Raw genomic sequence first — 24,208 nt, 5'->3', positions numbered from 1 at the left:
AGTTTTGCGGCATGATACACCCGATCTCCTCTTCCCTCAGAAATTCCCGGCTGGCCGTCGAAGCGGTGGGGCTGGTGAAGTACTTCGGTGAAAACAAAGCCGTGGACGGCGTGACCCTCAACATAGAAGCCGGGCGCATCTATGGCGTGCTCGGACCCAACGGCGCCGGCAAGACCACCACCATCAGCATGTTGTCCACGCTGCTCCGGCCCGACGCCGGGCATGCCTCGATTTTTGGCTACGACACCGTACGCGAAGCCCATATCGTCCGCCAGCTCATCGGGCTGACGGGGCAGTATGCGTCGGTGGACGAAAAACTGTCGGCCACCGAAAACCTGTTCCTCTTTTCCCGCCTGCTGGGTCTGAGCCGGGCGGAGGCCAAAAAGAAGTCTGCCGGGCTGCTCGAGTCCTTTGGCCTCACCGAAGCCGCGAAACGCCCGCTGTCGAAGTTCTCCGGGGGTATGCGCCGGCGGCTCGACCTGGCGGCCAGCCTCATCGCCCAACCGCCGTTGATCTTCCTCGACGAGCCGACCACGGGGCTCGACCCCCGGACGCGGCTCCAGATGTGGGACACGATCCGTCAGCTGGTCGGTTCGGGGTCCACGGTGCTCCTCACCACGCAATACCTGGACGAAGCGGATCAGCTGGCGGACCGTATCGCGGTGATCGATACCGGTCGCGTGATCGCGGAAGGCACGCCCGCCGAGCTAAAGGCCTCCGTCGGCGTCGCAGCGCTGGAGCTGCAGCTGCGCTCCGCCGCACAGGCGCAGACGGCCAGCGAGACCATCCGGCACATGCTCCGCGTGGAGTGCCACGTATCCCCGGAAGGCAGGATCACGGCCCCGCTCGCCGACCCGGGGCTCATCACCGACGTCCTGCTGGCGCTCCGGAACCACCACATCGACCTGCTGGAAGTGAGCGTCAAGTCGCCGACGCTCGACGAAGTATTTATGGCCATCACCGGAAAAGAAAAACAAAAAGTGTATGCTTAGCAAAAGACCGACCGCCGCACAAACCGTCCAACAGTCGCTGACCATGGCCTACCGCGGCCTGCTGAAGGTCCGGTACACGCCGGAACAGCTGGTGGACGTGACCGTTCAGCCGATATTGTTCACGCTCATGTTTACGTACCTCTTTGGCGGAGCCATTTCAGGGAACGTACAGAATTACCTGCCGATCATCATCCCCGGTATCCTGGCCCAATCGATCCTCACCGGCGCGATCACCATCGGGGTGCAGCTGCGCGAAGACATGGACAAGGGCGTCTTCGACCGGTTCCGGTCACTGCCCATCGCGCGTATCGCGCCGCTGGCGGGGGCGCTGCTGGCCGACACCATCCGGTACGCGCTCGTTACCATCCTGACGTTTACGATGGGGTATATCATGGGTTACAGGCCCGTGGCGGGCCTGGGCGGCGTCGCCGTCGTGAGCGCGCTGGTGATCTGCTTTGCCTGGTGCGTCAGCTGGATCTTCGCGCTGGCCGGGGTGATCGGGCGTTCCGCCGCGTCGGTGCAGGGCATATCGATGATGATCCTTTTCCCGCTCACCTTCCTGTCGAACGCCTTCGTGCCGGTGAATACGCTGCCGTCGGGGCTCCGGTGGTTCGTACAATACAACCCGGTGTCGCACCTCGTTACCGCCATACGGGAGCTGCTCAATCAAAAGGTGATCGGGACGGATTTCTGGCTGACCATCGTGGGAGGAGCCGTCATCCTGCTCGTGTTCATACCGCTGACGGTGAGGACATATATGCGGAAGGCGTGATTCGTGTCGCGCCGACACGATAGCGGAGCCGTTTGGGTTGGTCCTGTGGGATTGATTTTCCTCGACATCAATATGCCCGGAATGTCCGGGTTCGATTTCCTCGATGAATACCGGCACCTGCCGGAGAATATCCGCAAGAAGTGCATCATCATGATGCTCACGACTTCCATGGATTCGGAAGATAAGAAACGGGCGGAGGGGAACCAGTTCGTGGCGAAGTTCCTGAATAAGCCGCTGGACAGGGAGAAATTGTTGGCGTGCGTGTAAGGACGCGTCTCACCCGTGCGGAAAATAGCCTATATTAGGCGTATGCGTAAACTGTTGTTTGCCGCGTGCGCCTATCTTGTTTGCGGCCACGCGTTTGCCCAGGTCGTTCCGGGTTCCGGGCTGGTCGGCCGGTGGGATATCCAGGTTAAGGAAGGCGCGCGTACGGCCCCTTCCTGGCTGGAGGTCGAGGTCTCGGGGGTTAAGACCCTGGTGGGCCGGTTTTGCAGCACGGGAGGGAGTGCGCGGCCGGTCTCCGAGGTGCTGTTCGATAGCGGTCATTTTCATTTTTCCATACCACCCCAGTGGGAGGGTGGCGGCAACCCGTTGACGGTGCAGGGCGTCTTGCGCGACGGGAGCATCGAGGGCACGGTGACCGACCCGTCGGGGCAGTCGTATGCTTTCACGGGTGTGAGGGCGCCTTTGCTGGCGCGGCACGATGCCCCTCATTGGGGGAAACCGGTGCGGCTCTTCAACGGCGTGGACCTGACCGGCTGGGAGCAGACCGGCTCCGCGCACCAGTGGGTCGTACAAGACGGCGTCCTGGTCAGCCCGCACGCCGGCTCGAACCTCGTGTCCTCCCGAAAGTTTACCGATTTCAAGCTGCACGTGGAGTTCAAATACACCCGCGACGGTAACAGCGGCGTCTATCTCCGGGGACGGTATGAAGTACAGATCGAGGACAGTCCGCCCACGGCGCATCCGACCAGCCATTTGTTTGGCGGGGTGTATGGTTTGCTGACGCCCAGCGACATGATGGCCAAGGGACCGGACCGGTGGCAGAGCTACGACATCACGCTCGTGGGGCGGATGGTGACGGTCGTGGCTAACGGGAAGACGATCATCTGCAACCAGGAGATTCCCGGGATCACCGGCGGGGCGCTCGACAGCGACGAAGGGGCGCCGGGGCCGGTTTACTTCCAGGGGGACCACGAGGCGATACAGTTCAGGAATGTAGTGATTACGCCGGTGGAGTAGCTTTTGCAGCGTGTTGGGCCGCGGCGCTTGCGGCGCTTATGGGCGCGCGTACCAGTACGTGGTGCCGCCGACGTCCACCGTTCCGCCTTTCCAGCTGAGCATTTCCAGGTCGAAAGAGAAGGCCCTTGTAAAGGGGATCGCGTCGAGGTCGAGTACGCGGGTGAATGTATTTTCCCCTTTCGACGACGGGTCATCCGCCCGCGGGGCGTTGGCGAAGGGCGTCTGGTATAGCTTTACCGGCGCCCAGGAGGTGTTGTAATAGTCTTCCAGGCCGGTGCCGAATTCGGAAGGGAATTTCTCGCCATCGACATACGCTTTGGCGTCGCCCTCGCCGTACCAGGCGTCCATATGGTTGTCCACAGCTAGGGTGTTGCCCATGTAGACGCCTTCGCCTTTTATGGTGGCGAAGTTCCAGTCGAGGGCGGTTTGCGTGGTGTCGTCCCATTTCCGGTCGTACACGTTGGGGTCGTATTTGAAGAGGGCGTGGAAGTACATGCTGCGGTCGTCCCAGCGCCAGGGCATGAGGGATGCTTCGCCCGCTATGGCGATGCTGCTTGCGGAGCGGTTGGTGAACGTGACGACCGCGCTCTTGGCGTAAGGCATGACCCAGCGGCTGGTCAGCGTATCACCCTTCAGCGTCCGGTACCACCCGTCGATGGGCCTGCCGCCTTCGCCGCTGCCGATGAAGTCGCCCAGGGGGCAATTGACCGTGGTGTTTCCGTCGAAGCGGATGGTGAGCCAGACGGAGCGCCAGGCGGCGGGGGGCGCGGGGGCGGCGTAACCATCGGTTGTGGGGGACGAGATGCGGGCGGTGAGGGTGCGGATCGCGTGCGGGCCCGGCGGCATCGGGAAGCGGATCGAATCGCCGGGACGGACCAGGCCGCGTGCGGTTGCCGTTGCGGCCCGGGGCTGGTTTGGATGCCATAATCGATACTCGGCGGCGGCGATCGCGGAACGGTACTTTTTCAGGAGTTGCGGCTGGAAGGTCTCCACTGCCGTGCCGGCGGGGTAGGTGCGGTAGTTGACCTGGTAATAGTGACCATCGCGCCGGGCGTCCTTGTATTCCCAGGTCACCTTGCAATGGCGCTGGTAGGGCAAGGGCAGGTACAGCGTGTTGCCGCCGTTGTGATCGGGGGTGTAGCTGGAGTGCGGGTTCAATAGCGCGGGGCCCGGCGGCAGACCGGCCTGCATCAGGTCGAAGGCGGGGGCGATGATCGCCGGGGTGTCGGCATTATCGAAATAGATACGGAGGGTTCCGGGCTTTTCGGCGGTGGTGAGCCAAAAGCGAACGATGGCGCCGGGGCCGTCGGCGTCGAGCATGACGTGCTCGGTGTGGCCGTGGTGGGTCTCCGTGCGGATAAACTGGTCGAAGTCGGCGTTGGCAAACCAGCCGGGCTGCGCCGGCGACACCGAGCGGCGGTCGTAGCTGCTGGATTGTCGGAGGGTATACGCGGGTAGCGGATAACGGGCGACCGTGACGAAGGAGGTCATGTCGCGCAGGAGGGAGCGGAGCGTGACCGGTTGCGCGGCGGCGGCGCACGGCAGCAGCGCGGTGAGCAACAGCCTCAGCGCTCGAGATTCCATAGCCGCAATTTATCCACGATCGCATGGCCTTCGGCGGACAGCGACAGGGCGGTCGCGTCAGCGTCCGGGTACACCATCGTCGAGATCACCTGTTCCCCGTCGCCGCCGAAGACTTCCAGGGAAGAGCGGTCGAAGAGGACGCGGAGGCGGACCTTGCCGTTGTGCGACTCGAGGGGCGCGCGGAGCACCTGGTTCCCCAGGGGCTTGTTGTCTTTTTCGGAGGCGGTGCAGTCGACGAACATTTCACGCCTGGCGACGTCGTAGCCGACGCGGACCTTTTTGTCGCCGTCGATATAGACCGGGCGCGCGCCGGGGGACATAAACCGGGCGTAGGCCAGGTCGATATAGGCGGTGGTCGCCTTCGTGAGGTCGAGCGTGACGTCGAGCCAGTAAGCGTTGCCGGTGAGGTGGGCTTTCTGGTCCAGGAATATCGGCGTCTTTAGCGCGCCATGGTAGTCATAGCGGCGGCCGCGCGAGATTTTGTCCAGGGAGTCCGCGATCACCGCCGTGGGGTTCTGCATCAGCCGGAGTCCCGCGGGCGTCGCGCGCAGCGTCAGGTCGCGGGGGATGGACATCTGCCCCTTCCAGGGATAGGTCTCGGGTTTGCCGTTCTGGAGCCAGCCTTCCATGATCATCCGGTGACCGGGGGCGTCGCGCCAGGAGATGGCGGCGTAAAACGCGTCACCCTGGTCGACGGTGAGCAATGGCGGCGTCGGATCGTCGGGGGTAAAGGTCGTGCCGTCGAAGTCGCCGACGAAATATTGCATCATCGGGCCGTGGCCGCCGCCGCAGGAGACGAATACTACCCATTTTGTTTTCCCATCGCCGGTTTTGAGGGGCAGCATCGACGGGCACTCCCAGCCGTTGACCGCGGCGCCGGCGGGACCGAAGTCGCTGAGGCGCGTCCACGTCTTCAGGTCGGGTGAGCCGTAGAAGCGAACCTGGTGCTCGTTGACCATCGCGACGGTCATGACCCAGCGGCCGGCCTTGTCGCACCAGAAAACATTCGGGTCGCGGAAGTCGTGCATGTGCAGGTCGATGACCGGGTTACCGGGGTACATCGTATAGCGCAGACCGCCGTCGGTCGAATACGCGATGAACTGCGATTCCTTGTGTTGCTTGGGCTGGTCGGCGGTGAAGACGGCGACGAGCGCGCCCGCGCCGAATCCGCTGGTATTGTCCTTGTCGAGCACCGCGCATCCGGAAAAGATGTCGGTGGTCGTATCGGGGGCGACCACTTGCGGAATGGCGACAGGCAGGTCCTTCCAGTGGACCAGGTCGGTGCTCACCGCGTGTCCCCAGCTCATGTGACCCCACTTGTTCCCGAAGGGGTTGTGCTGGTAATAGAGGTTATACCGACCATCCAGGAAAATGAGCCCGTTGGGGTCGTTCGTCCAGTTCTTTGGGGGGCTGAAATGGTACTGCGGCCGCCACTGGGGGGTGGGGGTCGATGCCCCCTGCCCCATAGCGGTTATCGAAAACAATCCAACTGCCAGTGTCGATAATGTGCGCTTCATATCCATCGTTTTTACCAGCCGGGGTTTTGCTTGTATAGTCCCTTGCTGTAGTTGATCTGGTTTTGCGGGATCGGCAGGTACTCGTCCCGGTTCTTGGTGAAGTGGGCGCTGCCGAGGTGCGGCGTCCGCCCCTTCTCCGTGGCAAAGTACGTATTTATGACGTCCGCGGCGACGCCCCAGCGGACCAGGTCGAAGAAATGGTAGCCCTCCATCGCGAACTCCAGCCGCCGTTCAAAACGCAACGCCTTGCGCGCGTAGTCCTGCGTCCAGGTACAGTTGACGCCGGGTTGGTAGGTGGTCATGCCGTAGTTCGAGGTGGCGCTCCCGTCCGGTTGGGTGAGCAGTGCGGTGCTCGCGGCCGCCCGCGTACGGACCTGGTTGATCAGCGGCAGGGCGAGGTCCTGCTGGCCCATCTCGATCAGCGCCTCGGCCTTCATCAGCAGGACGTCGGCGTAGCGGATGACCTGCCAGTTCTTGGAGCTGGACATAAAGGGGGGGTATTTCACAAAGGTCGGATCGTTGTACGCGACGACCTCCTTGAGGCTCATAAAGCCGTTGTACGTGGCCGGGTCGCGGCAGTAAGCCGATTGGAAGATCAGGTTATGCTGGTACTTGTACGGGTGACCGGGGATCGCCACGGTGTGGTCCAGCCGCGGGTCGAAGGTGCTGGTCTTGAAGTCGCCCGCGCCCGCGACGTTGCTCCCGTTATAGGTATCCAGGAGCGGCAGCCCGTCGGAGCCCGTCTGGAAGGCGTTGACCAGGTCGTAGCTGGGCTGGTGGAACCCGCAGCAGCCATATTCGGCGTCCATTGGGTAGTCCAGTCCCGCGCCGGCGTCCACGCGGCCCTCGGGGGTCTGGTCGGCCTTGGAGAACTGGATGGCGAAGACAGACTCCGGGCCGTTGTCAAATTGAGACAGGAAATTGTCCGCGAAGTCGGCGAACAGCGAATACTGGCCGGAGTTGATCACGCTGTCGCACAGCGTATTCACCTGGGCCAGGAGCGTCTGGTTGGTTCCGGTGACGTTGTTGTTGTCGTCCTGGGTATACGCCTGGTACAGGAGCGTTTTGGCCAAATAGGCCTGCGCGGCGCCCTTGGTGACCCGGCCTGCCTGCGTTTGGGTGACGGGGAGGTTGTCCGCCGCAAAACGGAAGTCGTCCGCGATCTTGGACCACAGCTCGTCGCTGGAGAAGCTCCGGTTGGAAATGGTGTCGTACTCGGGTTTGGGGATGGTCTCGTCGATCCAGGGTATATGGTTGAAGAGCACCTTTAGGATAAAGTAGAAATGGGCGCGCAGGAACCGGACCTCCGCCAGGCGTTGGGTCTGCTGCGGATAGGCGGAGGGGTCCATCGCTTCGATCAGCTGTAAAGCGGTGTTGCACCGCGCCACGCCGATATACAAGCGGTACCAGGTACCGTCCGATTCGCCGATGTCGACGCGGTTGGAAGAGAACTGCTCGTAGGCGTCGACGTCGGGCTGGTCGCCCGTGCCGGCGCCGCCCTTGTACGCGTCGCCGCCGCGGACCGAGCCGTAGGCCCACATGGTGGTGTACGGGGTGCTCCAGTGGTCGTTGCCCAAAGCGGAATACGCCGCGATGACCATCGCGTCGGTATTTTCGGGCGTCTGAAGGCTCCCGGTGAAAACGGAGCCCTGCGGCTCCTTGTCGAGCTGCTTGGTGCAGGCCGTCGCGAGGAAAAGTAAGGCTATGGATAACTTTTTCATATAGCTCGTTTAAAAAGTGAGGTTTACCCCCAGGGTGGCGATCAGGGGAATCGGGTATGCGGAGCCGGGGATTTCGGGATCGGGACCGGTAAAGGATTTGCTTTTGAACCGGAGCAGGTTGGCGGCCTGGACGTATATCCGCGCCTTGTAGAATTTATACCGGCTGAGGGCGTTCTTCAGGTTGTAACCCAGCTCCACGTTCCGCAGCTTGAGGTAGCTGCCGGATTCGAGGTAGTACGTGGAGGAGCGGCCTTCGTTGTTGTTATTGGTCATCGTCAGCGCGGGGATATTCGAGCCCGGGTTCTCCGGCGTCCACGCGCTCAACACGCGGGAGCCCCAGTTGGAGCCCGGCGCCTGCGACGTAAAGTCGGTCAGGTATTTGAAGCCGTTGGAGACAAGACCGCCCTTTACGCCCTGGAAGAAGAACGCGAAGTCGAAGTCCTTGAACCTGATGGTCGTGTTCAGACCGTAGGTGAAGTCGGGGTCGGCCTTGCCGATGTACTCCTGGTCGTTGTTGTCGACGACGCCGTCGTTGTTGAGGTCGGCGTAGCGGATGCGGCCCAGGCCCTTACCCGGCTGGGTGGCGGAGTTGTTGACCTCGTCCTCGGTTTTGAAAATCCCCTGGGCGACCCAGCCGAAATAGGTGTTGGGGGAATGACCGATGATCGTGTAGGTGGTGCCGTTACCGGGATAACCGATGATGGCGTCGTTGGGCAGGTAGGTTATTTTAAGGGCGTTGTGGGCGATGTTGCCGCTCACGGTCAGCGTCAGGTCGCGGCTCAGCGACTTGGTGTAGCTGAGGCTGAGCTCGATCCCCTTGTTCTCCAGCGACGCGCCGTTGATCCATTCGTTCCCGCCCTCGCCGAGGACGCCGAGGTAGGGCGGATTGAGCAGGATGTTCGTCGTCTTTTTGACATAGGCATCGGCCGCACCGGTCAGCGCATTGTTAAAGAGGCCGAAGTCGATCCCGACGTTGGTTTGGGTGGTGGTTTCCCACTTTAGGTCGGGGTTGCCCGTCTGGGTCGAGGTAAAACCCGAGGGTAAAGTGCCGGTACCGGCGCCGTTGATGTCGTAGGCGCTCCCGGCGCTTTGACCCCAGGTCAGGTCCGTGGCGTAGATCGACTGGTAAAGGGAATAGGTGGCATAGGCGGGAATGCTTTGGTTCCCCGTCTGGCCCCAGCTGGCGCGCAGCTTCAGGTCGCTCAGGACCTTGGCGGTGCCGAGCATGAACTTTTCCTGGCTGATCCGCCAGCCCAGGGAGGCTGCCGGGAAGTAGGCGTACCGGTTGTTGCTCCCGAACTTGCTGGAGCCGTCCCGCCGGAGGGTGGCGGAGAGGAGGTATTTGTCCTGGTAGGAATAGTTGGCTTTGCCAAAGTAGGACAACAGCGCATCGGCTTCGCCGCCGCCGTTGACGAGGATATTCGAGGTCCCTTCGGACAGATAGGCATAGTTGATGTCGGCGAGCGCCAGGCCCTGCGCGCTGCCGTTGAAGTTCTGGTTATGGTTGTCGATGTACTCCTGGCCCGCCAGCAGGTTGAGGCTATGCTGGTGAAAACGGACGTCGTACGTCAGCAGGTTCTGCCAGGTCAGCGATCCCTGGTAATCGAAGCTGGTCCCCACCTGCGTGATCGTGCTGGAGAGGAAACCGGATTGGTACGGTTTCAACAGCGACCGGTAGTAGTCGCCGGCGTAGTCCACGTCGAAGGCGGTCTTGAAACGCAACCCCGGCAGGAGCTCCAGCTGTGCATAGGTGCTGCTGAGGACGCGGGCGAAATTGTTGTTGTTCTGGTCGTTGTCATAGATCAAACGGACCGGGTTGTGCCGGTCGTCCATACCGGCCACGGGACCGCCCCAGCCACCATCCACGGTGTGGACGGGGATAACGGGGTTCTCGATGATCGACAGCGACACGATGTCCCCGATCGGGAGCTGCGCGTCCTTGAAATAGCTCCCCGTCAGGTCTTCGCCGACCTTGAGCCGGCCGTTAAAAAAGTTATAGTCGAGGTTGGCCCGGACCGTTACCTTCTGGCTCCGGGTCTTTTTGATGATCCCCTGGTCGTCGCGGTAGCTGACCGAAAGGAAGGACGTACCGTTCGCCGTCCCGTTGGACAGCGACAGGTTATACTGTTGCAGGATCGACGGGTGGGACACCTCGTTAAACCAGTTCGTGTTGGACGCCTTCATGGTGTGGGCGGCGTCGATGTATTCCGGGATGTTGATCTTGTTGAGGACGGGGTTGGTATAGTCGTGGTTCCAGTCGTAGGTAAAGATGCCGTTGGTCACGGATGGGTCGTACGGGTTGCTCACATTGGGGCCGAACCGGTCGTCGTTGACGACCGCCTGCCAGTAGGCCTTGGCGTGTTGTTCGGTGTTGAGGACGTGAATTTTGGTGGTGTACAGCTGGAGCGACGTGGAGGCGTCGAAGTCGATGTGCTTGACGCCGTTCTTGCCGGACTTGGTCGTGACGATGACGACGCCGGCGGCCGCGCGCGACCCGTAGATCGTCGCCGCGGAGGCGTCCTTGAGCACCTGGATGGACTCCACGTCGTCCTGGTTGATTTCCTGGAGGCCACGCTGGGTGGGGATACCGTCGATGATGTAGAGCGGGTCGCTGCTGATGTTGAGGGTGGTCTGGCCGCGCATCCGCACGGTAACGGCGCCGTTGAGTGAGCCGTCGCTGGTTACGGTCATACCGGGCACGCGTCCCTGCAACGCCTTGACGGGGTTGCCGTCGGGGATGTTCTGGATCTCCGACATCTTGACGACGGAGACCGCGCCGGTGAGGTCCTTTTTCTTTTCGGCGGTATAACCGGTGATGACGACCTCGTTCATGTTACCCGCCTGTGCCTTGAGCTGGACGGAGTAGACGGTTTTGTTCCCCACGAGGATCTCCATCGGCTGGTCGCCGACAAAGGAAATCTTTAGCGTCTGGCCCTTGACGGCCTCGATCGAAAACCGGCCCTGGTCGTCGGTGGTGACGGTGGTCTTGGTACCGTTCACCTGGACGGTGGCGCCGGCCAGCGGTTTGCCGTCCTCGTCCGTGACGGTACCCGTCACGGGGCGGCTTTGTGCGTGGATGTTGGGAAGCAGCAGGATAAGGCATCCCAGCATAAACAGTAGTTTTTTCATAATCAAGCGAATGTTAGATAGTGATGTTGAAATGTGTCGAATTCAGGGTATTCATAGGGGGCGCAGGCCCCTTTTTTGGTGGCGATATAGGCGCCCATGGCGACGGCCTTGCCGATCGATTCCTGTGGGCTTTGTTGTCCGTGTCTTGCGGCTATGAACGCGGCCAGCAGGGCGTCGCCGCTGCCGATGGTGTCGACGACGGTCACGGGTGCGCCTTTGGCTTCGAACAGCTCGCCGTCGCGATAGTATATCGCGCCGTCGGCGCCGCGGGTGAGGACGATTTCGCGGAGGCCGAAAGCCTCGGATAAGAAAGTGAGTGCGGGCGCGCCGCCGAACATCGCGCAGATCGTGTCCAGCTCGTGCTCGTTGAGCTTGGCGATGTGGGCCTTTTGCAACAGCTGCGCGATCCGCTGCGGGTCGATAAAGGGCGGCCGCAGGTTGATATCGCAGATGTTGATCGCGCCGGCGTCGAGCCAGCGGTCCAGTGTGGCCGCGGAGACCGCGTTACGGGAGGAGAGGCTGCCGTATATCAAATAGGTCGGACGTGCTTCCTCGTAGGCGATATAGTCCCAGGCGGCGGGGGCGCAGATGTCGTAGGTCGCGTCCATCTTTTCGTTGAACCGCGCGATGACCTGGCCGGTCGGGTATTGCGCATCGGTCTGGACGAGGGCCGCCAGGTCGCCCAGCAGCGTTTTGAGCTGGTCGCCCCAGGCGTCCTCCCCTACCCGGCTGACCACGACGGTGGGGATGCCCGCCTTTTGCAGGTGGTAGGCCACGTTCATGGGCGCGCCGCCGGGTTGGGGCCCGTCGGGGAGCTGGTCCCAGAGGACTTCACCAAAGCAGTATGCGATCGGTTGCGTCATATCGTTAATGCATGACCAGGTTTACTTCGATTTGTTCCAGCGACTTGCCCTTGGTCTCGGGCATCAACCACCAGACGAACAACAGCTGCAGGACCATCATCACGGCAAAAAAACCGAAGGTCACGGCGCCGCCCAGCCGCTCGGCCAGGTAGGGGAAACAAAACGCGATGACGGCGGCCATGATCCAGTGGGTCGAGCTGCCCAGCGTCTGTCCCTTGGCCCGGACGGCATTGGGGAATATCTCGGAGATAAATACCCAGATGACCGCTCCCTGGGAAAAGGCGAAGAAGGCGATAAAGGCCATGATGTACAACGGGATGGCGTAGCTGTCCAGCTTGCCGGAGTAAAAGGTCGACGCGACAAGGACCAGCGATACGACCAGCCCGACGGAGCCCACGAGCATCAGGGTGCGCCGTCCGACACGGTCCATGATATTGATGGCCAGCAGCGTGAACACAAAATTCACGGTGCCGATACCCACGGTGGACAACAGCGATGCGTGGGCGCCCAGACCGGCCATCGCGAAGATGCGGGGGGCATAATAGATAATGGCGTTGATCCCGGAGACCTGGTTGAAGAAGGCGAAGAGGATGGCCAGCACGATGGGGGTGCGGTTGGACGACTTGAAAAGCCTTGCGTCGGTCTTGCCGTTGGCGGAGGAGCTCATGATCGCCTCCATCTCGGTTTTGTAGGTCGTGGGGTTGACGGTTTGCAGGATAGCCGCGGCCTTTTCATGTTCACCCCGGTGGATCAGCCACCGCGGGCTCTCGGGTATAAACCGGATGAGGACGAGGTACAAGAGGGAAGGGAACGCCTGTACCCCGAGCATCCAACGCCAGGAGGCATCGCCGAACTGGCTGATGAGGTAGTTGGAGAGATAGGAGATCAGGATACCGAGGACGACGTTGAACTGGAAAAGACCGACCAGGCGGCCCCGGCGATCGGCGGGCGACACCTCGGAGATATAGATGGGCGCGGTGACGGAAGAGACCCCAACCCCCAGGCCGCCCAGGAGGCGTAGCAGGAGAAAAAGGATCCAGTTTTGCGCCAGCGAAGTACCGATCGAGGATAATAAATAGGCGATGGCGACAAAGTAGAGGGTGTTTTTACGGCCAAACCGGTCGGAGGGCGCGGAGCCCAGCATGGCGCCGATAACGGTCCCGATCAGGGCAATGGATACCGTCAGGCCGTGCTCGAAAACCGATAGATGCCAAAACTGCTGGATGGATTGTTCGGCCCCGGAGATAACGGCCGTGTCAAAACCAAATAAGAATCCGCCCAGTGCGACGACCCATGACCATAGGACAACCTTGTTCTTTCTCATATAGCAAGCTTTCTGGTATAACCGGCGCAATCTAGGGCGCGGGGCGGCGGGGGGCAATCGAAGACTCGTCAAAATCCTCTAAATTCACACACCCCTGTGAGACAATAAATTAGAGGGTAGGGTCTTTGTTTTTGTTACGTGATTCTTCGATCCTGTAACGACTGGCGGCGGCGGCCGTTAGTTCGGTCGCGTTTTTCTCCCTACCTTCCGAATGTCTATGAGGCTTGCTATACTTGCTACGTGTCTGGCGACCGTTTTTTTGGCAGGGTGTACCCCTTCCAACGATCAACCGGCGCACACCATCTATTTTTCGCAATGCGTCGGTTCGGACCTTTGGCGGCGACAGATGCTGGCCGAAATGAAAATGGAATTGAGCTTCCATCCCAACGTCGATTTCGTCTATACCGACGCGGAGAACGACAGCCGCCTCCAGGCCGGCCAGATCGCCCGGATGCTCCGGGAGCGCAAGATCGACGTGCTGATCGTCTCCCCCAACGAGGCCAAACCGCTGACACCCGTCGTGGAGGAGGCCTATAATAATGGAATCCCCGTCATCCTGATCGACCGCAAGACGGCTTCCGACCAATACTCCACCTTTATCGGGACCGATAACTATGTGATCGGCCGGATGGCCGCCCGGTATCTGGGGGAGTCGGCGCATGGGCCCCTGTCGGTGGTAGAGGTGCTCGGCCTGGCAGGGTCGTCCCCCGCGATCGAGCGGGAAAGGGGTTTTAAGGATGGGCTGGCCGCCTTTCCCAACATCCATATCCAAAGGACGGTCCATGGCAACTGGCTGACCGGCACCGCGGAGGACAGCCTGCTGGCGATCCGGGGTTCCCTGTCGACGGTCGATGCGGTGTTTGCGCAAAACGACAACATGGGTTTTGGCGCGCGTACCGTCCTGAACCAGGTGTGCCCGGGCCGGCGCGTCCGGGTCATCGGCGTGGACGCATTGCCCGGACAGGGGGGCGGCATGGAGATGATCGGCAAAAAGGTCCTCGACGCGAGCCTCGTCTATCCCACCTTTGGGAAAGAGGCCATCATCACGGCCTGCCGGATGCTCGACCATGAAACGGTGCCCAAGGTGAGCATGCTCCAGTCCCTCGTCGTGGACTCCGGGAACGTCCAGGTGATGAATATGCAGTACAACAAGATCATCGGGCAACAGGACCTCATCGAAAGACAACAACAGCTGATGGACCAGCAGCGCTCCATTTACCGGAGCCAGCAGACCGTCCTGAACGTCATCATCCTGTCGCTCGTCCTGGCGGTGTTGTTTGGCGGATTGGCTTTTGTATCGCTGAGGCAAAACATCAAGATCAACCGGCGGCTGAAAGCCCAGAAGGGCGAGATCGAGGAGCAGCGCAACCAGCTCGTGGACATGTCCGCCCGCGCGGAAGCCGCCACCGAAGCGCGGTTGAACTTCTTCACCAACGTGTCGCACGAGCTGCGGACGCCGCTGACGCTCATCCTGTCGCCCGTCTCGGACATCATCGACTCGGAGCGGCTGTCCGCGGCCGGCAGGCAAAACATACAGCTGATCCAGCAGAACACCCACCGGCTGATGAAGATCGTCAACCAGCTGATCGACTACCGGAAGATCGAGATCGACAAGCAAACCATCAAGGCCACCCGGAACAACCTCGTGGAATACGTGCTCGATATCGTCAACAGCTTTACCAGCCACGCCCGCCGCAACGGCATCCACCTCCATTTCCAGGCGGCGGAGCGCGACATTCCCCTCTGGTTCGATACGCAGCTGCTGGATAAGGTTTTTTTCAACCTCATCTCCAACGCCATCAAGTTCGGGCGCGAGGACGGAGCGGTTTTCGTGCGGGTGGATATCCTCGATGGCCGGGCCGTAGTGCGCGTGACCGACAACGGTATTGGGATGACCGAAGAAGAAGCCTCGCGCGCCTTCGACCTCTTCTACCAGGCGGACCACGCGCCCATGGCGGGGTCGGGGATCGGGCTTTCGCTGTCGAAGGAGATCGTGCGGTTGCACCATGGGTCTATCACCGTGGACAGCGTCAAGTGGAAGGGAACCACCTTTACCGTGGCGCTGCCCATGGGGGATGAGCACCTATCCGCCTTTGAAAAGGGCTCGCCCGTTCCCCGCAACGTACAGGAGCTGGCGGTCTACCAGGGCGATCTGGAGCCCGTATCGTCGCCGGCGTCGGATTTTTCCTTCGAGGCGCCCAAGGAGATGACTTTATTGTTGATCGAGGACAACGAGGAATTGCTGCAGTATCTCAGGGACCGGTTTTCCCCGTCCTTCGACGTCTGTATCGCCCGCAACGGGAACGACGGGCTGACGCAGGCATACGAGCTGATCCCCGACGTGATCGTCTCCGACGTCATGCTCCCCGGCCAATCGGGCAAAACGATCGCGTCGACGCTGAAATCGGACTTCAGGACGTCGCACATCCCGATCATTTTACTGACCGCCCAGACGAGCGTCGAGCAACAGATTTCCGGGCTGGACGCCATGGCGGACCTCTATATCACCAAACCCTTCCAGTTCGAATACCTGGCGGCCGCGGTCCAGAACCTGATCCGCAACCGGTCGTTACTGAAGAAGCATTTCGCCGCCGACGTACCGCAAGGGTCGATATCCAACCGGCTGGACAAAAAATTCGTGAACGACCTGACGGGGATCGTCGAGCAGCACCTGTCGGACGACCAGTTCGGCATCGACGACATTTGCCGGCTGATCGGCATCTCGAAGATGCAGCTGTACCGCAAGGCCAAAGCCCTGTTGGGCACCAGCGTGTCGGAATATATCCTGACGCGCCGTATCAAGGAGGCGCAGGCGCTGCTGGCGGCCGGGGAGCTCTCCGTTGCGGAGGTCACCTACAAGGTGGGGTTTTCGAACCCGAATTACTTTTCGACGGTGTTCAAGGGGAAGTGCGGGGTGTCGCCGACGGATTATAAGAGGACGCACGCGGGGCGCTAGACGCCAATCTTTTCCGGGTTGTCCCGGATAAATCCCTGTGCTTGCAGGAAGTCCTTTTTGATGCTGCGGGTGAGGTGATCGATCCAGGCGGGCGTTTGTTCATGCCTTACGTGCGCGAATAACGCCAACGCATAGCCCCATTGCATTTGGGTCAGGTAGCCTTTTTTGCGCCAGCCGTGGGAAGTGGCGGTCTTGATGATCTGGAAGGCCGCGTTGGCATTGAAGACGCCGAGGCCGAAGACGACGGTGGTCAGGTCGGTCAGGTGCTCGTCGGTTTTGTCCATCCGCTCTTCACCGAGCAATTTGATGTGGGCGATTTCGTGGGCCAGGGTGGCGACCATGCTTTCCGGTTGGGTCAGGAGCGACCGGTTGAGCCATATTTCGTATTGCCCCTCCACTGTTTGGCCGCCGTAATGTCCCAGGGCATATTTACCGCCCTCCAGGAAAACCTCGTCACCAAAGAAGCTTCCGGCGTCCAGTTTTCTCTTTTCGTCCTCAAAGAACTGTACCTGTATGCTGTCCGGATCGACCTCCATTTGTCCGGCAACGATGCGCATCGTTTTGTTGGCGCTCTGGTCTGAACGGTCGTATTGTATGGGAAAATCGGTATGGTGAGGGATCAGCACGCGCCTGTCCGATCCAAAGAATCCAAGGAGCAGCTTGATGGCACTTTCAAGCCAGCGACGGTCGATTTCGTTGACGGGACACCCCTTGAGCCAGGTGTTGTCGATGGCGAGACTTCTTTCTTCCCGGGTGAGACCGGTGGTAAGCCATGCGGCAGAGGCGCGCAATGTCGTCCTCGTTGACGTGGCCCTTCCCGAGGCATCGGGGGCACGAGACCGTAGTTCGTTTTCGGTGAAAGAGGCGCATGGAATCCGAAAATTACGTTAATATCATTCGATTCTGACGGATACCTAGAACTTCTATGTATATTTATTTTATGAAGGACGGTAACAAGGAACTGGTAGCCGTTTCCCTTACGCCGATGATACTGATGATCCTTAGGCAGGGCAAAAGCTATGGCTACGAAATTATCCAGCAACTCAAGGAGAAAAGCGGCGGGAAACTGGAGGTGGCCGAGGGTACGTTATACCCCGTACTGAAAAAAATGGAGGAGAAGGGCTGGATCACCGCGGCGTGGTCGACCGCGGACAACGGCCGGGAACGGCGGTACTACACGCTTACCAAAAAGGGAGGCGAGAACCTGGAGACACAGGTGGCGCAGTGGAATTCATTTCATCAAATCATACAACGATTATGGAACCCCGGCATTTCGATCTTCAGCGGTCTGTTATGATGTACATCCAGGCCATCCGTCAAAAAGGCGGCCTGGGCGATTCCGACGCCGCCGAGCTGGAGTCACACCTCGCCGATGCGGTGGAGGACCTCCGGAACAGCGGTTTGTCGGAAGAAGAAGCGTTTCTCGTCGCTACACGCCGGTTAGGTCAAACGGACGAGCTGTCGTTGGAATATCAAAAAGTCAACCCGGTACTGGTGACGGAGCGGATATGGGCATATATGCTGCTCGGTTTCAGCCTGCTCACTTCGCTGCAATGGTTGTACACCGGGGGAAGCCAGCTGGTGATGCAGTATGCCGCGCACCATCCTGGTCAACTGTTTTTATGCATCGCCTTCAATTTGCTGGTGTGCGCATTCGTCTGGTCCGTTTTGATTTGGGGGAGGCGGTTCTCGGCCTGGCTCCAACGGACTACGGAGCGCCGGCCATGGCTGACCATATTGCTATCCCTCGGCCCGGTGGCCATTATGTTCCGCGGACCGATGGTACGCGTACCCGGTTCCAGCTACGAAATCCTCTATGCCAACGGGTTTTTCCTGTTTACACACTACCTGGGTATCGTCAGCATGGCCGTAGTATTGCTGCTCTCGGTCTTCAGCATCTCGTTTCCGGGCCGGCTGACTTTTCGCGGGCTTTTCAGCCGTCTTACGGCGCCGTATATCGTTCTCTTTGGTTTTGTCATTGAAATAGTGGCGGCCATGACCCGCGTATGGGGGGACATCCCGACGGCTTCGGTTTTGTTCGGGTGCGTATATGCGACCGGGGCATTCTGTGTCGCCTGCTACCCGGGGCGCGGGCAATTGCTGCGCGCATTACTCCTGTACGCCCTTTCCGGTCTGGTTGCCGAAACCTGGGCAGGGACGTTGGCGGACCAGGCACGGGGGCATACGCATTATACCGTCTATTTCGTTCTGGCAATCGTGGTAGGGACCGTCATGGGTACCGTTGCGGCGCGAGCGACCGGCAGGTTCAGGGAGGTCGCGGCCGCATAAAAAAATAGTCGTATCTTTTTAACATGACTACCAGACGCTCCTTTGTCAAGAACGCGGCCCTTGCGGGCGCCTCCGTTTATATCGTGCCCCGGCATGTGCTGGGCCGCGGATACGTCGCCCCCAGCGACAAGCTGGTCATCGCCGGTATCGGGGCCGGGGGGAAGGGTGGAGACGACATCAACCAGTTCTACGCCTCCGGCAAAGCGGAGATCGGGTTTATCTGCGACGTCGACGAGCGGCAGGCGGTGGAGAACCGGAAGAAGTTTCCGAAAGCACTTTTCTACAAAGATTTCCGGGAGATGCTGGAGCGTTCCGGCAAATCCATCGACGCCGTATCCGTGGGCATCCCGGATCACCAGCACGCGGTGGCGGCCATGGCGGCGATGAAGATGGGGAAACACGTATACGTACAAAAACCGCTCACCCACGATATCTACGAAGCGCGTATGCTCACCCAGGCGGCGCACCAATACAAGGTGGTGACGCAGATGGGGAACCAGGGCGCCTCCGGGGACGGCGTCCGGCAGCTGGTCGACTGGTACAAGGCGGGGATCGTCGGGGACATACACACGATCTACTGTTTCACCGACCGCCCCATCTGGCCGCAAGGCATCGTCCGTCCAGCGACGGCCTCCCCCATCCCCGCCGGATTGGACTACGACCTCTGGCTGGGCACGGCGCCCGACAAACCGTACTTCGACGGGCAGCTGCCCTTCAACTGGCGCGGCTGGTGGGATTATGGCACGGGCGCCCTGGGTGATATGGCGTGCCATATCATGGCGCCCGCGTTCGCGATCCTCGGTCTGGGGTACCCCGTGTCCGCGGAATGCAGCGTAGCGACACCGTATGTGCAAAACTGGGGAGAAGGATACTTCCCCGACAGCTGCCCCATAGCCTCGCACATCACGCTTACGTTCAAAAACCCCGACGTCACCCTGCACTGGATGGACGGCGGCATACAGCCGACGCGACCCACCGAGCTCCTGCCGAACGAGGTGCTGGGCGACGGGGGTAACGGCGCCATCTTCTACGGGACAAAGGGGAATATGATGTGCGCCACCTATGGGAAAAATCCTTCTTTGTTACCGACGTCCCGATCGCACGAGGTGACCGTGCCGCAAACCGTGGCGCGGGTGCCGGGCGGGGATGAAGGGCACTATAAGGCCTGGGTGGAAGCGGCGATCGCCGGTTACGGGATCGCCCAGGCAAAGGCGCTTAGCTCGAACTTCGATATTGCCGGGCCGCTCACCGAGAGCGTGCTCATGGGGAATTTGGCGATACGGAGCTTCGGGCTGCGGAAAAAGGCGGCGTCCGGGGACGGGTTCGATTACCCGGGGAGGCACATTAAATTGTTGTGGGATGGGGCCTCCATGAAGGTGACGAATTTCGACGAGGCGAATGAGTTTGTTAGGAGGGGGTATAGGGGGAGTTGGACGCTGTAGCTTTACTTTCAATGAATTGTATTAGAACACCCCAATCAATTTCCAGGTTTTTAAGTAGTGGCAAAAAAAGAAGGCTGCACTCGTAGTTCCCCCGCTGGTAAACACCGGTCACCCCTTTTTGGACCCCCACGGACGGATAAACCAGCGCACTCGTCTGAGTGTCGTTATAGATATTGTACACCAGCATCTGCTTCAGGTCGTCGTCGTCCGGTCGGTTGTCCTTCATGACCTTCCATTTCGTGTCTAGTACCATGACCGGTCGTCCCGCCTGGTGTATGACGATGTCAGGGCGGATGATACGCATGTATTGACCTTCGGGCTTCCAAAAGTCACGCCGAACCTGTTCGGTTACAAGATACCGCGGGCTTAATATCTTCCGTAGCCCCGTAAACACATAACGTTCCCACAAACGGTTCATGTTAAACATCAGGGCAAGTACGTTATCGTTGCCCCGGCGGATATCGGGATGATAGTTCAGGAGCAGCATCCTGGCTATTTTCATGGCCTGCCGGTACCTTTCCGTCTTTCGGTCGTAACGCAACCGGTCAAAGGTCGAATGCTTTACGGGCACGGTCCTGCAGTCGGGAAAATCCAACAAAAGCGCCTTTGCCGCGCCGGCGCCGACAACACCGCCGATTCGGGTGATCACCTGGAGCGTTTGGCGGAGTAGCCCGTTAAAGACGTTGTCCCGGTCCAAGACGCCATAGCGAACATAGAACCTTTCAGCATGGATCAGGTTGTGTTGTATATTCTTGCAAAACGACAACCGGCCTTTCAAAGCGGGCTGGTTTCCTTCTTTCTCGCTGTATTTCTTTACGAGTCCGTCGTGCAAAAGGCTTTGCGCTTCGTGCAGGAACATGTCCACGTACAGATCCAATATCGAATGACGGTGGATGGACAACGGGGCGAAACCGCTGTAGCGGATGTCGGCGATTCCGGAGGTCCGCAGCATGGTGGTCAGTAAATGCTGCCACATCGCTTCATTGCCGGGAACACCATCTATCTTCGGTAGTACTTCGATGGTCAATCCCCCGATGGCGAGCGCGCCAACATATTCGCAGAACCGTACTCCGCGATGGATTAGTGTATAAAATTGCCGATTCCGCTCATAGCTTTCCTGCAGACGGTTCAGATGAGCGTCGCTTAGAATAACATCACCGCACAAATCCCCCACCCTGTATGACCGGTGTTCATATACGGTTAAGGTCGCCATTTCTAATTATTGAGTAGCATTCTGAGCGCCTGGGCGAATTCCAGCTCGTCCCGGATTGCCCGAATTTCCCAAATCCTCTTTTCCACCAATTCAGCCGCATCCTCATAATCTATAGCGGCAAAGAACCTGTCTCCGTTTTCGTTCTTACGTTCTTTTATAAAGCCGCCGCCCAGCACCAACCCAATTTTGCCATAGTCGCCGTAAAAGTACTCCTGAAGTTGCGGTACGATCTTTTTCTCGAATGCATCCAGGTAAAATCGCCAGTCCCGGACGCCGTCCGGGTCCAAAAAGTAGCTATGACCGATTGCGTGGTCCCGGTCCAACAGCATTTCGAGGCGCCGGTTGATGGTCCGGAGCACCTCCTGGAAATCAAAGACATCCGTATGTATGCCTACCGCCTTTGAAATCTTCTCGTGCCTGTCCTGTGGGGGCATCTCGAGAAAAGAAAACCTCCGGCGCAACGCCGTATCCAACGCCTCAACGCTGCGGTCGGCGGTGTTCATGGTGCCGATAATATATAAATTCGGCGGGACGGAAAACTGGCTCTGGGAATAAGATAGCTTTACCCGCGTCCCCTCAGCTCTTAAGAAGCGCTTGTCGTCTTCGATAAGGGTAATTATCTCTCCGAATATCTGGGAGACGTTGCCGCGATTAATCTCATCGATAATAAGAATGTAGGGGTCGGATTTTATGAAATCGTCCCCTTCTTCCGCCAATAAGTCCTCAGTTTGCTGGAGCAGGCGGCCATAGTCTTCCATCTCGGCAAGTTCCCGCGGGAGATTTTCCCCATCGGCCTCCTGGGCTTCCTGTATGGAATAACCCGGGTATTTGTTGGAAAGGAACTTCAGGAAATCCTTGTATACGGCGAAATAGACGGATTCATTATACTTCACGATCGGTTTTATCTCGTCTTTCAGGCTCTTTATTTTATCCGGCACCTTGCTATCATAGAGCAATTTGATCTTGTCCAAGCGTACGTTGAATGGTTGCCTTCCCGGTCCGCTTTGCTTGCTCCGATCGTTGAATTGGAAATACACGACCATCGTCGTAGCGTCGTGCATCTTGTCATACCGGAGCCTTGAATCGTATGTTGTCGTAAAAAGAAGGGGATTGGTGGCCGCGCGCTGCTGCACATCCCGGATAAATTCCTTGTAGACGGAATTGAAATCGATCGACGGGATCTTGCTCTTCTCGTAATAACTGTGAATGTTCTGGAGGGCCCGGTAGGCTATCTTGGAGAATATCCCAGGCTCAGTCTTGTAGGTCAAATTCGTCCCAACCTCCTTGGGCTTGATCCCCTCGATAAAATTTTCATAGGACATACTCTGATGAAAAGTGACAAATTCTATCCTGTCGTCCAGTTTTCCTTCAAAAAACTCCCGTTTATCTTTCCTGGCCTTTTGATCCGGGGCGTCGGGGTCAGGCTGGAAACCCAGTATATCACAGGCTATGTCGATAGTGTTGTAGGTCTTCCCGGTGCCCGGTGGGCCGTAAAGGATGGTGTTTAAGGAGTAAATGTGTGCCATGGTTTTGATAGATTCGACGCGGGACCGCGAGACGTCCATATCAAGCGAAGCCCTATAGTAAGGTTCATTCCTATGGATATAGTCCACTGTCTCCGCCACCAGTTTTTCCCAGTCGTATTCCTCGATGGATGCCGCGGCGATCACTTTCCAGACTACGCCATTATTTCGCAAATATTGGTCAAATACTGTAACGGGCCCCTCCGCCAATTTCCCCGATCCCGAGCGCTGACAATCCAGCTTCAACACCAAACGCCCCCCCTGATCACTGTCTACACCCAAGGTAAAAAAAACCGGCCGCTTCCGGTCTTGTTCGGAAAATACGGTCGCCCAGGAATATGACTTGAAATTGCCACCGATCTGCCACATATTATCCTCTTCAAAGCCCCAACCCGGAAGAGAGCCCGCCACCTGGCGCGCCCAGTAGTTGGTCTTATCGAAAATTAGCTTCACGACCTCGCTGGTCTCGGCAGAGTCCGCATCATCCTTCCTGTATCGCCGTTCGTCGGAATGAATGATTTCGGAAAAGCGGACCAGCTCCGCTTCCTCGAAAAAGGGAAGGCCTGTCTGATCCAATTTTTCTATTACGATATCATCGCTCCTTAGACTTTTGAAATAGTTGGACATTTCCACCGTAGTAAAAGAGGCCAGCGGCAGATCCTTATCGTACGCCAACCTATAGGCAATGGCCCCGATGTTCTTAACCGGGTATGCTTTCCCGTCGATCGAGACGACGGTATTCCGGGCGACGCTGCGAGCCGAGAAATTCCTGGGGTCATAGATCGCTGCCGCTTGCCTGACATGGCTGATGGTTATAGCTTCGAGGTCTTTTGATTTCATTTATTCGAAATGATAATGTTTCTCCGACAATCCCCATTCTGCAAAAAAACCCTTCCAAAACAGGTTTACCAAGGCAGGATGGTCCATTGTGTCCGGCGTATATATCGTAAGGTAAATATTTTCCGTATTTCCGGCAGTTATCTGCCCCTGCCTGATCAGTCGCTTGCAGACCTCTCTCCCCATGGCATTAGCGCTATCTAAAGGCATCCTATTCATATTATCCGGACCGGCGGTATTGACCATATCGCTAAAGATAAATACTTTGACACTGTCCCATGACCCATTGGTCCTTTGCACCTGCTGGATTCCGCTAAAAATGGAAAATATATCGGTTGTGTTGCTAGTGCATCGAACGCTAACGAGCGAGTCTACGCGATTTGCCTCACGGTCTATCCAATCTTGTTTATCCTCCTCCCATTTTTCCAGATCTTCCTCACCACTCCGTCCCTCGGCATTTGGGCGCACCTCATCGAAGCGGCTGACCTCCGGAGAAAACCGGGTGTTTCCTGTGATAATAAGACGCGAACATTGAATATTTTCGATCGCTGTGAAATAGGTCCGTACAAAATCCTCAGTTATTTCCTGTCTCAACAGCGGCCATCTTTTGGCATAAGAAACGCTATTCGTTTTATCCAGCACGATAACGGCCTGACAATGGGGTTTAGGGGCCGGCTGACAACGGGAAAATACAAGTACAGCCAGCAATGGACTAAGAAACGATCTCGAATTCAGTACCATCATAGGATTGGGCGTTTTGATTTTTGTTGAAATTGTCGGCGATCATTTTCCGCATTTTCACGA

Annotated in this window: 18 protein-coding genes; 8 read left to right on the top strand and 10 right to left on the bottom strand. The window is 58.7% G+C overall.

Annotated elements, in window-relative coordinates:
* The first annotated feature begins 11 nt into the window (after positions 1–11).
* The 4 genes from VL547_RS09790 to VL547_RS09775 are packed head-to-tail and all read left to right on the top strand — an operon-like array spanning position 12 to position 3,006.
* A complete protein-coding gene (locus VL547_RS09790; RefSeq protein WP_325577480.1) occupies positions 12–992 on the top strand; it encodes an ATP-binding cassette domain-containing protein in 981 nt (326 codons plus the stop codon).
* Entirely contained in the window at positions 985–1,764 is a 780-nt protein-coding gene (locus VL547_RS09785; RefSeq protein WP_325577479.1) for an ABC transporter permease, read from the top strand. Before VL547_RS09790 ends, VL547_RS09785 begins: the two co-directional genes overlap by 8 nt.
* Positions 1,765–1,767: 3 nt before the next feature.
* The gene (locus tag VL547_RS09780) at positions 1,768–2,031 is read left to right on the top strand and encodes a response regulator (protein ID WP_325577478.1); all 264 of its coding nucleotides are present in this window, start codon (positions 1,768–1,770) and stop codon (positions 2,029–2,031) included.
* A gap of 42 nt (positions 2,032–2,073) precedes the next feature.
* The gene (locus VL547_RS09775) at positions 2,074–3,006 is read left to right on the top strand and encodes a DUF1080 domain-containing protein (RefSeq protein WP_325577477.1); all 933 of its coding nucleotides are present in this window, start codon (positions 2,074–2,076) and stop codon (positions 3,004–3,006) included.
* Between the two features lie 36 nt (positions 3,007–3,042).
* Here the strand turns inward: VL547_RS09775 and VL547_RS09770 are convergent, their stop codons facing one another.
* The 6 genes from VL547_RS09770 to VL547_RS09745 are packed head-to-tail and all read right to left on the bottom strand — an operon-like array spanning position 3,043 to position 13,144.
* Entirely contained in the window at positions 3,043–4,590 is a 1,548-nt protein-coding gene (locus VL547_RS09770) for a glycoside hydrolase family 172 protein (protein ID WP_325577476.1), read from the bottom strand.
* Positions 4,572–6,107 (bottom strand): glycoside hydrolase family 32 protein, encoded by a 1,536-nt coding sequence (locus VL547_RS09765; protein ID WP_325577475.1) that lies wholly within the window; start codon positions 6,105–6,107, stop codon positions 4,572–4,574. Before VL547_RS09765 ends, VL547_RS09770 begins: the two co-directional genes overlap by 19 nt.
* Positions 6,108–6,118: 11 nt before the next feature.
* Positions 6,119–7,828, bottom strand: coding sequence for a RagB/SusD family nutrient uptake outer membrane protein (locus tag VL547_RS09760; RefSeq protein WP_325577474.1), 1,710 nt, complete (start codon positions 7,826–7,828; stop codon positions 6,119–6,121).
* A gap of 9 nt (positions 7,829–7,837) precedes the next feature.
* Positions 7,838–10,957, bottom strand: a complete 3,120-nt coding sequence (locus tag VL547_RS09755; RefSeq protein WP_325577473.1) for a TonB-dependent receptor — start codon at positions 10,955–10,957, stop codon at positions 7,838–7,840.
* Between the two features lie 2 nt (positions 10,958–10,959).
* Positions 10,960–11,820: a PfkB family carbohydrate kinase gene (locus tag VL547_RS09750; RefSeq protein ID WP_325577472.1), complete on the bottom strand. Its 861-nt coding sequence runs from the start codon at positions 11,818–11,820 to the stop codon at positions 10,960–10,962.
* Positions 11,821–11,824: 4 nt separating this feature from the next.
* A complete protein-coding gene (locus tag VL547_RS09745; RefSeq protein ID WP_325577471.1) occupies positions 11,825–13,144 on the bottom strand; it encodes a sugar porter family MFS transporter in 1,320 nt (439 codons plus the stop codon).
* A 217-nt stretch (positions 13,145–13,361) separates the two neighbouring features.
* On the opposite strand from VL547_RS09745, the gene VL547_RS09740 reads away from it, so the two are divergent.
* The gene (locus VL547_RS09740; RefSeq protein ID WP_325577470.1) at positions 13,362–16,100 is read left to right on the top strand and encodes a substrate-binding domain-containing protein; all 2,739 of its coding nucleotides are present in this window, start codon (positions 13,362–13,364) and stop codon (positions 16,098–16,100) included.
* Here the strand turns inward: VL547_RS09740 and VL547_RS09735 are convergent.
* Entirely contained in the window at positions 16,097–16,891 is a 795-nt protein-coding gene (locus VL547_RS09735; protein WP_325577469.1) for a hypothetical protein, read from the bottom strand. The two genes, VL547_RS09740 and VL547_RS09735, sit on opposite strands and share 4 nt — an antisense overlap.
* A 149-nt stretch (positions 16,892–17,040) precedes the next feature.
* Between VL547_RS09735 and VL547_RS09730 the strand changes: the two genes are divergently transcribed.
* Genes VL547_RS09730 through VL547_RS09720 form a run of 3 tightly spaced genes read left to right on the top strand, consistent with a single transcriptional unit; the run spans position 17,041 to position 19,831 of the window.
* Positions 17,041–17,397, top strand: a complete 357-nt coding sequence (locus VL547_RS09730) for a PadR family transcriptional regulator (RefSeq protein ID WP_325577468.1) — start codon at positions 17,041–17,043, stop codon at positions 17,395–17,397.
* The gene (locus VL547_RS09725) at positions 17,358–18,389 is read left to right on the top strand and encodes a permease prefix domain 1-containing protein (RefSeq protein WP_325577467.1); all 1,032 of its coding nucleotides are present in this window, start codon (positions 17,358–17,360) and stop codon (positions 18,387–18,389) included. The genes VL547_RS09730 and VL547_RS09725 overlap by 40 nt, the downstream gene beginning before the upstream one ends.
* 23 nt (positions 18,390–18,412) lie before the next feature.
* Positions 18,413–19,831 carry a Gfo/Idh/MocA family oxidoreductase gene (locus VL547_RS09720; RefSeq protein WP_325577466.1) on the top strand — a complete coding sequence of 473 codons (1,419 nt, stop codon included), beginning with the start codon at positions 18,413–18,415 and terminating at the stop codon, positions 19,829–19,831.
* Here VL547_RS09720 and VL547_RS09715 read toward each other — a convergent pair.
* From VL547_RS09715 to VL547_RS09705, 3 genes are read right to left on the bottom strand one after another with little or no spacing between them, the layout of a single operon-like run.
* Entirely contained in the window at positions 19,797–21,044 is a 1,248-nt protein-coding gene (locus tag VL547_RS09715; protein ID WP_325577465.1) for an McrC family protein, read from the bottom strand. The genes VL547_RS09720 and VL547_RS09715 overlap by 35 nt on opposite strands.
* 2 nt (positions 21,045–21,046) lie before the next feature.
* Positions 21,047–23,407 (bottom strand): McrB family protein, encoded by a 2,361-nt coding sequence (locus VL547_RS09710; protein ID WP_325577464.1) that lies wholly within the window; start codon positions 23,405–23,407, stop codon positions 21,047–21,049.
* Positions 23,408–24,112, bottom strand: a complete 705-nt coding sequence (locus VL547_RS09705; RefSeq protein WP_325577463.1) for a hypothetical protein — start codon at positions 24,110–24,112, stop codon at positions 23,408–23,410. It abuts the gene before it with no gap.
* Between the last annotated feature and the right edge of the window lie 96 nt (positions 24,113–24,208).

Source organism: Dinghuibacter sp. (assembly GCF_035492835.1).
Taxonomy (GTDB): domain Bacteria; phylum Bacteroidota; class Bacteroidia; order Chitinophagales; family Chitinophagaceae; genus Dinghuibacter.
This window is presented reverse-complemented; position numbering and strand designations above follow the sequence as displayed.

What these genes read in the sequence shown, in the direction of transcription:
- VL547_RS09790 (WP_325577480.1), top strand. Translation starts at nt 12, where the DNA reads ATGATACACCCGATCTCCTCTTCCCTCAGAAATTCCCGGCTGGCCGTC.
- VL547_RS09785 (WP_325577479.1), top strand. Translation starts at nt 985, where the DNA reads ATGCTTAGCAAAAGACCGACCGCCGCACAAACCGTCCAACAGTCGCTG.
- VL547_RS09775 (WP_325577477.1), top strand. Translation starts at nt 2,074, where the DNA reads ATGCGTAAACTGTTGTTTGCCGCGTGCGCCTATCTTGTTTGCGGCCAC.
- VL547_RS09770 (WP_325577476.1), bottom strand. Translation starts at nt 4,590, where the DNA reads ATGGAATCTCGAGCGCTGAGGCTGTTGCTCACCGCGCTGCTGCCGTGC.
- VL547_RS09765 (WP_325577475.1), bottom strand. Translation starts at nt 6,107, where the DNA reads ATGAAGCGCACATTATCGACACTGGCAGTTGGATTGTTTTCGATAACC.
- VL547_RS09760 (WP_325577474.1), bottom strand. Translation starts at nt 7,828, where the DNA reads ATGAAAAAGTTATCCATAGCCTTACTTTTCCTCGCGACGGCCTGCACC.
- VL547_RS09755 (WP_325577473.1), bottom strand. Translation starts at nt 10,957, where the DNA reads ATGAAAAAACTACTGTTTATGCTGGGATGCCTTATCCTGCTGCTTCCC.
- VL547_RS09750 (WP_325577472.1), bottom strand. Translation starts at nt 11,820, where the DNA reads ATGACGCAACCGATCGCATACTGCTTTGGTGAAGTCCTCTGGGACCAG.
- VL547_RS09745 (WP_325577471.1), bottom strand. Translation starts at nt 13,144, where the DNA reads ATGAGAAAGAACAAGGTTGTCCTATGGTCATGGGTCGTCGCACTGGGC.
- VL547_RS09740 (WP_325577470.1), top strand. Translation starts at nt 13,362, where the DNA reads ATGAGGCTTGCTATACTTGCTACGTGTCTGGCGACCGTTTTTTTGGCA.
- VL547_RS09730 (WP_325577468.1), top strand. Translation starts at nt 17,041, where the DNA reads ATGAAGGACGGTAACAAGGAACTGGTAGCCGTTTCCCTTACGCCGATG.
- VL547_RS09725 (WP_325577467.1), top strand. Translation starts at nt 17,358, where the DNA reads ATGGAACCCCGGCATTTCGATCTTCAGCGGTCTGTTATGATGTACATC.
- VL547_RS09720 (WP_325577466.1), top strand. Translation starts at nt 18,413, where the DNA reads ATGACTACCAGACGCTCCTTTGTCAAGAACGCGGCCCTTGCGGGCGCC.
- VL547_RS09715 (WP_325577465.1), bottom strand. Translation starts at nt 21,044, where the DNA reads ATGGCGACCTTAACCGTATATGAACACCGGTCATACAGGGTGGGGGAT.
- VL547_RS09710 (WP_325577464.1), bottom strand. Translation starts at nt 23,407, where the DNA reads ATGAAATCAAAAGACCTCGAAGCTATAACCATCAGCCATGTCAGGCAA.